Source organism: Planktotalea sp., assembly GCF_039984035.1.
Classification (GTDB): domain Bacteria; phylum Pseudomonadota; class Alphaproteobacteria; order Rhodobacterales; family Rhodobacteraceae; genus Planktotalea.
This window is the reverse complement of sequence record NZ_JBDWVM010000077.1, coordinates 1-10,449: the sequence shown is the minus strand read 5'-3', so window position 1 is coordinate 10,449 and position 10,449 is coordinate 1. Positions and strand designations below refer to the sequence as shown.

Sequence of the window (10,449 nt, the reverse complement as noted above, 5' to 3'; positions counted from 1 at the left end):
TGGGATCCGATCTGGCCTGCCCACGGCATTCGCATCTTGCCCAGCCCATCCTCCATGTGGTTCGACGCCACGGGTAACCGTTTCGCACCGCCCGCCTTGCCCGGCTTTGACAGCCTCGGCACGCTCAAGATGATCCTTGATACGGGCTATGATTACTCTTGGTTCATCACCACGCAGAAAATCCTCAAGAAGGAATTCGCGCTCTCTGGCTCTGAACAGAACCCCGACTTTGAGCAGAAAAGCTGGAAAGAAGTGCTCAAACAGCGCATCTTGAACAAGAAAGCGACGCCAGCGGTTGAGGCCTTCAAAGAGCACGGTGAAAACTTTGTTATCGCGGACACGTTGCCCGAACTGGTGGCGAAAATGAACGCGATGGAAGGCAATGAACTCCTGCCGCTCGATAAGATCGAAGCAGAGATCAAAGCGCGCGATGCACAGATCGACAACCCGTTCACCAAAGACGCGCAGATCATGGCGATCCATGCGGCGCGCAATTATCGCGGTGATAAATTCCAGCGCACAGCCAAGCCGCACAAAATCCTTGATGCGGAAAACGGCCCGCTTGTTGGCGTCAAACTCAACATACTGACGCGCAAAACCCTTGGCGGTCTGCAAACCAACCTCAACAGCCAAATGATCGACGCCGCAGGTGAAACAATTCCTGGCCTCTTTGCTGCGGGCGAGGTCGCAGGCTTCGGTGGCGGCGGCTATCACGGCTACAACGCGCTAGAGGGCACGTTCCTCGGCGGCTGCATCTTCTCTGGCCGCCAAGCAGGGCGCGCCGATACCATCGGCTAAGCACAAAAAAGGCGGGCAGTTGATCTAATCAACGCCCGCCCAATGCAAAACTTACTTAACTTCGGTCACAATCGCCTCTAGCGCCTTGCGAGATTTCGGCATCTGCAACAGCCAATCACCCGAAGCATCGCGATGCCCAAGCGGCAAGAGAACGACAGACTTCAAACCCTTTTCCCTCAGGCCCAAAATCTCGTCCACCTTCGCAGGAACAAACCCTTCCATCGGCGTGCAATCAATCCCTTGCTCGGCCGCCGCAATCATCGCAAATCCAAGCGCAATATAGGCTTGGCGCGCTGCGTGTTCATGGTTCACCTGTGCATCACGTGGCAAATAGGTCGCCTTCAGGTTCTCATAATATTGGTTGAGCAACGGCAAATCACCGCGCTCCTCAACCAATTGGGCAAGAACCGCATCAATGCGCTCGGCCGTGTAATTGTCCCATGCTGCAAACACCAACAGGTGCGAACCTTCCGTCACTGGCGATTGATCCCACGCAACCTTGCGAATATCGGCCTTCACTTCTGGGTTGGTGACCAAGAGCACCTCAAACGGCTGTGTGCCGCTGGATGTTGGTGCCTTGCGGACCGCCTCTAGAATGACATCCAGCTTGCCTTGCGAAACAGGTTTGCTCGGGTCCATTTTCTTCGCGGCATACCGCCATTTCAAGTGTTCAAGTAGTGCGCTATCGGCCATGTGTGGATCCTAAATCAAAATGACAGAGCAGATTAAAGTCTCTGTTGGTCAATGACTTAGGTCGAAGCCATGACGCCGACAAGTGGCGCACAAAAAGACCCTAGGTCACAGTTTGTCTTTTCTGTCTCGAAGGCTCCGCAAAAGCACGAAAGCACCGCAAAACTAAAGGCGAAGCGCGCAATAACACCGCAATCTAACGCGTTCACGTTTTCGTGCGCTGACGCTCTCACAGCAGGCATCTTTTGACAGGTTCAAAAATGTCGATAAAGTTCATGATCTGACAGCAACATGTATTTTTTGGGAGGGAAATATTGATGTTTAAACGTTCAGTCGCCGCCTGCGCCCTTGCGCTGGCAACATTCACCCACGCGCATTCCGCGCAGGCAGAACAATGCCTCGAAGTGACGCTCACAGGCACCCAAGGGGGTCCACCGGTCTTTCGCGGTCAAGCAGGTGCAGGAACACTTGTGACCTATGGCAGCGAAGAAAACGGATGCCGCGATGTGCTGCTCCAGTTCGATTCAGGGCGGGGCACCACACAAAGCCTATCCAAGATCGGCGTGCCTGTCGGCAAACTCGCCGCAGTCTTTTACACTCACATCCACTCCGATCATGCCGAAGGACTGCCGGACATGGCGCAGCTGCGTTGGCACTTCAATTCGGCAGGCCCCAAACTGGATATGGTCTGCCACGAGGACGCAACCTCAGGCGCGGGCCACACGATGAGCTGTTCAGGCTTTGCCAAGAACCTAGGCGCGGCTTTCATTGCCTCTGGCGAAATGGCGCAGCGCCTCGCAGAGAACCCCAAACGATTGGCTGGCGGTCCGTCCGATCTGCTCAATGTGATGACCTTTGGTCCCTCACAAACACCGCAGGTGGTCTGGGAAAAGGGCGATGTAAAGGTTAGCGCCATCTCCAGCCGTCACGTTGCGGGGCATGCGTCCTACCGTGTTGATACACCCGCGGGCAGCGTGGTGATCGGCGGCGATGCAGGCAATGATAATCCGAAACCACCGCGCGATAGCTCGACCTCCGCGCAGGTCGAATTGCTCGCCAATGGTGCAGATGTCATCGTGCATTCCGTGATCCACCCGATCATGGGGCCAGAAGGGACAACAGGCTTCCCGCCGCCCATCTACTTCCGTCAATCAACCGCGACGGACCTCGGCTCCATGTCAGATCGCGCGGACGCATCCCACTTGATGCTCACGCACCTCATTCCACCACTTGGTGCACCGCGTCAGGGACCATTCCCGCTGCCCAAGGGCGGTGTGAGCGAACAAGACTATGTCGACGCAGTGCGCGATGGCGGATTTGAGGGCAATGTCGTAGTCGGCACCGATCTCGCCAAACTACGTTTGGTGGCCAACTGATCGATAGAATTGAAAACAGAATAAAAAAGGCCGCTCAAACTCGGGCGGCCTTTTTGCTATCCGTGCTTACGCATATGCGCCTTGAAGACCTGCGTGAGCGTCTCGACGTCACTTGGCCCGCGCACGATCTCGACCATCTCACCTTCCGCATCAAACAGCAGGAGCGTCACATGCCCAACACCATATTTACTGGAAAACGCCAGCCCGTCTTCTGAACGAATATTGGCAACGAGATACTCAAAAGAGCCACCCTCCAGCGTCTTCATCGCCTTGCGCGCTTGCTTTTGCAGCGTGCGGCACAAAGGGCATTGGGGATCGTGGATTTGAACAATCGACGGCTTGCCACCATTGATCTTCGTCAGATCAGCTTCGGACATTATGGCCTGTACAGAGGTCGTCGTGAAGTAACCCGCGACAAGAACCACTGGCGCCGCAATCGCAAAACGCCGCGTCATACGGCTCGTTCGCTCACGCTTCAGCTCGTGCTCTTTCTTTGCCAGCGCCTCAGCGCTCGCTTGTTGTTTTTGTTTCTTAGTGACTTGTTTTTTTGGATTTTTGGACAATTTCAACACCCTTCACACGTGTTGAAACTATGCGATTTCACCTGATCACATCCCAATCACATCGGTGTGATGGAGCGTGAAAAAGGGCCAAACGTCTGTTGCAAAAAACAGACTAAACGAGGGTCGCAATAATCGCACGTAGGGTCGGAATGCCGATCCCTTTTTCCGATGACGTCACGATCAGCTCTGGATAAGCAGCAGGGTGCTTGGAAATTTCGCTCCGCACCTGATCCAGCACCTTCTCGCGCTCAGCGGCCTTCACCTTATCCGCCTTGGTCAGCACGCATTGAAAGGTGACAGCACTGCTATCGAGCAGGCTCATGATCTCATGATCCACCTTTTTCACACCATGTCGCGCATCGATCAAAACGAAAGCACGGCGCAGGGTTTGACGACCCGACAGATATTGCTTCAGCAAACGCTGCCATTTTTCAACAACAGGCAGCGGCGCATTGGCATAGCCATAGCCCGGCAAATCGACGAGGTAATGTTCCTCGCCCGCAGTGAAAAAGTTAATCTCCTGTGTGCGTCCCGGCGTGTTGGAGGCACGCGCCAATCCCTTGCGCCCCGTCAGCGCGTTGATCAGCGTCGATTTCCCGACGTTTGAGCGACCTGCAAAACAAACTTCCATCCGGTCTGCATCCGGCAGGCCGGACATCGCAACAACACCTTTGACAAAGTCGGTTTCACCCGCAAACAGCAAGCGTCCTTTTTCGGCGGATGCCTCATCAGGTTCTTCTGCAATAGGGAAGGGTAGTTGGCTCATAGGAGTTCCACCTTACTGCCGACCTCAACAAGGCCGCCTTGAATAACTTCAGCGCACATAGAAAAATCGCGATGGCCAAACGTGTCCAGCGCGGCAAGCGTATCGGCATCATGCACACCCGTCACAGGGTTTGATTTTGTTGCAGGGCATCGACCTGTGCGTTCCAGCGGGCGCAAAATCGCCTCGCCAATGCGAATGTCGCGGTCGATCCATTCGAATTCTTCCCACGCCTCAAACCCGTCTAGCCAGATATTCCCGCGCCAACGATGGATAGAAAGCTCCGTGCCAATCTGCTGCTCAACCGCGCGATGAGAAGCGGTATTGCACAATGTCACCGATGGAAACTTGCTGTCGGTCATGCCACGGTTGGGCACTTTGACAATGCGGGTCGATTGCGCGCGATCCGCAGGCATCAGCGGTTTGACCCAGTCCAAGAACGTCTGCGCGTCTTGATCAGGATCGATGCTGAGCGATCCCAATTCAGGGTGCTCTAGCGTCACAATCCCCGCCGCATCGTCCAAACGGCTCGTCATGGCCATAAGCTGCGGAACCTTGGCAATGCGCGTGAAGTTTGCACAGCGCGACCATTCAGAATTGTCCGCTTTTGAGGCCTCATGCGCTACCGCCCAAACACGATCGCCAGGCATGGTATGCCCGGCGATAAGTGTTGTGGAAGAAACGTCTTCCCGACCATGACTTTTGATCGGGTGCCGCCAAAGGGAGGTGACGTTGCCCATCACTCTTCCTTAGCTTTGCGTTTGAAGCCCGCCTTGATGTTGCCGAACACATCCGGTTTCACACCTTGGCTACGCATTATCAGATATTGCTGCGTAAAGGTGATCAAGTTGTTGGCGATCCAGTAAACCACAAGGCCACTCGCGAACGTGCCCAGCATGAACATGAAGACCCATGGCATCCACGCAAAGATCATCGCTTGCGTCGGATCGGTGGGCGCTGGGTTCAGCTTTTGCTGCATCCACATGGACACACCCAAGATGATCGGCAAGATACCCAAGGAAATAATCGCGAGGATCGAACCGGCTTCGGGCGGCGTAAAGCTTAGCAAACCAAACAGGTTCAGGATCGAAGAGGGATCAGGCGCGGACAAATCTTTGATCCAGCCAATCCAAGGCGCATGACGCAACTCAAGCGTCACAAAGATAACCTTATAAAGCGAGAAGAAGATCGGGATCTGAATCAGGATCGGCAAACAGCCAGAGGCAGGGTTTACCTTTTCCTTCTTGTACATCGCCATCATTTCTTGCTGCAGCTTCTGACGGTCGTCGCCTGCACGCTCTTTGATTTTTTCCATTTCCGGCTGAAGCGATTTCATCTTCGCCATCGAAACGTTGGATTTATAGGCCAGCGGGAACAGAACGAGCTTGATCAGGAATGTCAGACCAATAATCGCCCAACCCATGTTGCCAATCATGACGTTCAGATAATGCAGAACCGCAAAAATCGGCTTGGTCAGGAAAAAGAACCAACCCCAATCGATGCTATCGATAAAGCGATCAACACCCGCTTTTTCATAGGCGCGAATGGCTTCCCATTCTTTTGCACCCGCAAAGAGCTGCGTTGTGGCAGAGGCGGTCGCACCGGGCGCAAGCGTTTGCGTCGGCAAAACAGCTTCGGTTTGATAGATGTCGCGGCGCTCATCGTATTTCGCGGTGGATTTGAACGGGCCCTTCGCAGGGATTAACGTTGTCATCCAGAAGTGGTCGGTGAAACCGATCCAGCCTTGCTCTGCGACTTGCGTCACTTCTGCGCGCGCGCCTTCATTCGGGTTAATGTCGAAATCGGGCATGTCGGAATAGCCGATCTCCGCCAATTCGCCATCCGCCATCGCAACCACGCCTTCATGCAAAATGAAGAAGTTCTTCAACTCTTGTGGCTCACCATGACGCGCCAACACACCATATGGCGCAAGGCTAACCGTGCCCGCACCTGTGTTTTCAACGTTTTGTGTGACCGTGAACATGAAGTTTTCGTCAATCGCGATATCGCGCGTAAAGACAAGACCCGCGCCATTGTCCCATGTCATGGAAATGGGGGAACCAACGGATAGGTCAGTGTTGCTTGTCGCTGTCCAAACTGTGTTTGGTCCGGGGACCTGCTCAAACGCAAGGCCAGCGCCGGGCGCCCAACCATACAGCGCGTAATAAGGGTTTGTGCTGCCCGTCGGCGCAAGCAGGTCCACAATCGGCGAACCCTCATCGAGCGTTTCGCGGTAGTCTTTCAGGGACAATTCATCAATGCGGCCACCCTGCAAAGAAACAGAGCCTTTCAAACGATCCGTTTCAATAGCGATGCGCGGAGCATCGGTAATGCTCGTCGCTTCGCTTGTGGCAGTGCTCGCAGCGCCAGCATCCGTCGTCGAAACCGTAGGAACAATCTGTTCACCTTCCGCACTGACGATCGCATTGGGATCGGAGCGTGTCGGCTCAGGTGGTGGGAACAATACGAACCACACAAGAATAACGAGGAAACTCAGAGCCGTCGCTAGGATGAGGTTTTTGTTTTGATCGTCCATGAAATAGGGCCACCTGTGTTAACCGCATTAGGGCTGCGTTCAACGATGTGCGTGCCAAAAGGTCAAGAGGAATCGCTCCATATTAGACCAGTTGCGGCGTTCGGTTGCGGTTCAGAGCCAACTTATACGGATTTGCGGCCAATTTCAGGGGGCGCATCAAGGCGCGCGCGGTAGTCTTTGATCCAGTCCAACGTGTCTTCAAACGCCATTGGCCGCGCAATTCCGAATCCCTGAACATAACGACAGCCAAGCTGCGCAAGTATCGTATGTTCGCCCAAGGTTTCGACACCCTCGGCAAGACAACTCAACCCCATGCGATCCGCCATCATCAAAATCGTCGCAACCATCTTTTGCTGCTCATTGTCCAAATCAGCCTTCGCCACAAAAGAGCGATCAATCTTCAAACGCCGAACAGGCAGACGCCGCAACGTGGAAATCGATGCATGGCCCGTGCCAAAATCGTCCAGATCAATCTGGCATCCCAGATCGGCCAATTGCCGCACGGTGCGCACGATCATGTCATCGGCATCGCCCGCAATCACGCTCTCGAGCACCTCAATACAGAGCCGATGAGGCGCAACATTAAACCGATCCAGATCCCATGCAATCGTCTCGAACAACCGCGGATTGGCAAGATCTGTCTCAGAAAAATTGACGCCCACCGATTCAATCTCAAGTCCGGCTTTGTCCCAATTATTCAACGCGGACAGGCTCTGCGATAGCATTAATTCGGTCAACCGACCCATCTGACCAGAGCGTTCTAGCGCGGGTAAAAACGCAGCCGGCGCAATCAAATGCCCATCATGCGCGCGCCATCGCGCGAGCGCTTCAAACCCGCAGACTTGTCCCGTGTCGGTCGAAATTTGCGGCTGAAACCACGCAGTCAGACAGGTTTCGATATCGCCGTTCAACTCGGCAATGAGCGGCGCAACCGGTGCCTTTAACTGTTGTGGTGAAAAGGCGCGGATCGCGTCAGGACCATTCAAACGTGCATCGGACAGCGCCGTTGCCGTTTGTTCCAACAAAACCTCGGTTTGCAAAACTGGAAATTGGATCATGGTGAACCCAATGCACGAACTTATGTAAAGCCGTTCATCCCCCAAAAACAATGGTTCATCCACAAGCCCCTGCATCCGGCTGGCGTGTTGAATCGCGCTTTCGAGATTAAGGTTTGGGCCAGGCGCCAGGGCAATAGCCCAACGCAGCGCACCCGTTCGCACAATCACATCATTCGAACGCAAAGCATTTTGATACCGCTGGGCGATTCTGTCTTGAATAAGATGTAGATCGGCGGCGCTCATCTGCCTCAATAACTCATCTTCATCGTCAAGGCTGACTTGCATGAGTACCGCGTTATTATCGGAAGTAACGGACTGAAATAAATGGGTAATATCAGAAATTGACTTGTTCGAGATAGGCGCGATTGCATCAATGTCGGTTGTTTCGCTGGCTTCAAAACCGCCTAGCATGCTCCAAATCACAGGTAGCCCCAACGCGCAGGCGATCAGCCCGCCTTCACCCGCGATCCAATAGGCGGCAAGGCACATGGCGGGGATAAAAGCCAAGATTTGCGGACCCCATAGCAAGCTATGGAACCAGATTGCGATAGGGGATGACGTTTCTGAGCGTGGCATGCGACACTTCCGACAAGGGGATAGGGTTTGCATCTTTTTTGCCCAAGGGGTCAGCATAATTCGTTAACAACACTTCGCAAACTCCAGCAATTTTTCTGCAGTTTTTAAAGGGTTAGTCGAACCACCAACGTACCAAGGTAAATTGTTAACAGTTTTGTGCAAATTTGCAGGGCTTGCTCGCATTGACACCCCCGCAATTTCGTCACAAGGCTTGTTCCCTAAGACACGCAATTCGAAAAGGTACGTGCCAATGTCTATTCCTCAGTCTGGTGGCGGTCCTATCGAACGGCACGAACAATTGGCCGAATATCTCGCCGAAGGATGTCGTCCGAAATCCGAATGGCGCATCGGCACCGAGCATGAAAAGTTCGGCTATCTCACAGACACAAATGCGCCGCTCCCCTTTGAGGGTAAGCGCTCTATCGTGTCCGTTCTTGAGGGGCTGCGCGATCGTCACGGCTGGGCCGAGGTACGCGAAGGCGGGCATTTGATTGGCCTCGAAAAGGACGGCGCAAACGTCTCGCTGGAACCGGGCGGCGCGCTCGAACTTTCTGGCGCACCTTTGGAAACCATCCACGAAACCTGCGATGAGGTGAACCAACACCTACGCGAAGTGCGCGAAATTTCCGACGAAATCGGCGTCGGTTTCATCGGCCTTGGCGCCGCGCCCGAATGGCAGCATGCAGAGATGCCGCTGATGCCAAAAGGCCGCTACAAACTTATGAACAACTACATGGAACAGGTCGGCACCATGGGCACGGCCATGATGCGCCGCACATGTACGGTTCAGGTCAACCTCGATTTCGGATCAGAGGCCGACATGGTGCAAAAAATGCGCGTCGCCCTCGCGCTCCAGCCTGTTGCGACCGCGCTGTTCGCCAATTCGCCTTTCTTTGAGGGCAAAGTCAACAACCACAAAAGCTGGCGCAGCTTGATCTGGCGCAACCTCGATGACGCGCGCACTGGCATGCTACCTTTCGTCTTTGACGAGGGCTTCGGGTTTGAGGCATGGGTGCAATATGCGCTCGATGTGCCGATGTATTTCGTCTACCGCGACGGCGAATATATCAACGCGCTCGGCATGTCCTTCCGCGACTTCCTGAACGGCAAACTGCCCGCACTCCCCGGTGAAACACCAACGCTCAGCGATTGGGCGGATCACCTGACCACGGCCTTCCCAGAGGCGCGCCTCAAGAAATTCATCGAAATGCGCGGCGCGGACGGTGGCCCTTGGCGCCGCCTCTGTGCATTGCCTGCCTTTTGGGTCGGCCTAACTTACGATCAAACCGCCCTCGATGCGGCGTGGGACTTGGTCAAAGGCTGGGACGCAGAAACGCGCGAGGCCCTGCGCGTCGCCGCTTCCGTCGATGGCTTGCAGGCGCAAGTCGGGAATATCAAAATGCATGATCTCGCTCGCGAAGTCGTCGCCATATCCGAAGCGGGCCTCAAAGCACGCGCGCGCCCCGGTGCAGGTGGCCTCGTGCAGGACGAAACCCACTTCCTCAACGCGCTGAAAGAAAGCCTCGACACAGGCCAAGTGCCCGCAGACGAGCTTCTCGAAAAATACCACGGTGAATGGGGCGGCGATCTCAGCCGGATCTATAGCGAATACAGCTACTAATCAGCGCGCAATACCAAACGAGGAACCCCAAGATGTCCCAGATCATTTTGCACAATTACCCGCAATCTCCCGTCGCTGAAAAGGCGCGGGTTGGCTTTGGCATCAAGGGTATCTCATGGGCCAACGTCGAAATCCCGCGCCTTGCGCCCAAACCCATGCTCACCGCGCTGACAGGTGGCTATCGCCGCACGCCGGTCATGCAGATTGGCGCCGATATCTACTGCGATTCCCAATGCATCCTGCAAGAGCTGGAGGCGCGCGTTCCGTCTCCCACCTTCTTCCCGACCAAAGACGCAGGCCTAATCTGGGCGCTCAGCCGTTGGACCGATGGCGATCTCTTCGATCTGACGGTGAAGATCGTCCTTGGCTCGGCAGGCGACGGTCTGCCAGAGGATTTCGCCAAGGACCGTGGCCGTCTCTATTTCGGTCCGGATTGGGCCGAGGGTCTGAAAGCCGCAAACGCCAACC

10 protein-coding genes are annotated in these 10,449 nt (G+C 54.9%); 4 read left to right on the top strand and 6 right to left on the bottom strand.

Annotated features, from left to right (window positions below):
• Positions 1 to 798 (top strand): FAD-binding protein (locus ABJQ89_RS03500; RefSeq protein WP_348494884.1); only part of this gene is annotated, 798 nt, incomplete at its 5' end.
• A gap of 51 nt (positions 799 to 849) precedes the next feature.
• Here ABJQ89_RS03500 and ABJQ89_RS03495 read toward each other — a convergent pair.
• A complete protein-coding gene (locus ABJQ89_RS03495) occupies positions 850 to 1,491 on the bottom strand; it encodes an NAD(P)H-dependent oxidoreductase (protein ID WP_348494883.1) in 642 nt (213 codons plus the stop codon).
• A 314-nt stretch (positions 1,492 to 1,805) separates the two neighbouring features.
• Between ABJQ89_RS03495 and ABJQ89_RS03490 the strand changes: the two genes are divergently transcribed.
• A complete protein-coding gene (locus tag ABJQ89_RS03490) occupies positions 1,806 to 2,864 on the top strand; it encodes a hypothetical protein (protein ID WP_348494882.1) in 1,059 nt (352 codons plus the stop codon).
• Positions 2,865 to 2,920: 56 nt separating this feature from the next.
• Here the strand turns inward: ABJQ89_RS03490 and ABJQ89_RS03485 are convergent, their stop codons facing one another.
• The 5 genes from ABJQ89_RS03485 to ABJQ89_RS03465 all read right to left on the bottom strand — a co-directional run bounded on the left by ABJQ89_RS03485 (position 2,921) and on the right by ABJQ89_RS03465 (position 8,360).
• Positions 2,921 to 3,427, bottom strand: a complete 507-nt coding sequence (locus tag ABJQ89_RS03485; RefSeq protein WP_348494881.1) for a hypothetical protein — start codon at positions 3,425 to 3,427, stop codon at positions 2,921 to 2,923.
• A gap of 112 nt (positions 3,428 to 3,539) precedes the next feature.
• Positions 3,540 to 4,193 (bottom strand): ribosome biogenesis GTP-binding protein YihA/YsxC, encoded by a 654-nt coding sequence (yihA, locus tag ABJQ89_RS03480; RefSeq protein ID WP_348494880.1) that lies wholly within the window; start codon positions 4,191 to 4,193, stop codon positions 3,540 to 3,542.
• Complete coding sequence (locus ABJQ89_RS03475) at positions 4,190 to 4,933, bottom strand: MOSC N-terminal beta barrel domain-containing protein (RefSeq protein ID WP_348494879.1); 744 nt, start codon at positions 4,931 to 4,933, stop codon at positions 4,190 to 4,192. The genes yihA and ABJQ89_RS03475 overlap by 4 nt, the downstream gene beginning before the upstream one ends.
• The gene (yidC, locus tag ABJQ89_RS03470; protein ID WP_348494878.1) at positions 4,930 to 6,726 is read right to left on the bottom strand and encodes a membrane protein insertase YidC; all 1,797 of its coding nucleotides are present in this window, start codon (positions 6,724 to 6,726) and stop codon (positions 4,930 to 4,932) included. The genes ABJQ89_RS03475 and yidC overlap by 4 nt, the downstream gene beginning before the upstream one ends.
• A gap of 122 nt (positions 6,727 to 6,848) precedes the next feature.
• Positions 6,849 to 8,360 (bottom strand): GGDEF domain-containing phosphodiesterase, encoded by a 1,512-nt coding sequence (locus ABJQ89_RS03465; RefSeq protein ID WP_348494877.1) that lies wholly within the window; start codon positions 8,358 to 8,360, stop codon positions 6,849 to 6,851.
• Positions 8,361 to 8,610: 250 nt separating this feature from the next.
• Here ABJQ89_RS03465 and ABJQ89_RS03460 point away from each other — a divergent pair, with 250 nt between their 5' ends.
• Both ABJQ89_RS03460 and ABJQ89_RS03455 read left to right on the top strand, forming a co-directional pair.
• Complete coding sequence (locus ABJQ89_RS03460; RefSeq protein WP_348494876.1) at positions 8,611 to 9,981, top strand: glutamate--cysteine ligase; 1,371 nt, start codon at positions 8,611 to 8,613, stop codon at positions 9,979 to 9,981.
• A 32-nt stretch (positions 9,982 to 10,013) separates the two neighbouring features.
• On the top strand, positions 10,014 to 10,449 hold a 436-nt coding region (locus tag ABJQ89_RS03455; protein ID WP_348494875.1), incomplete at its 3' end, for a glutathione S-transferase N-terminal domain-containing protein.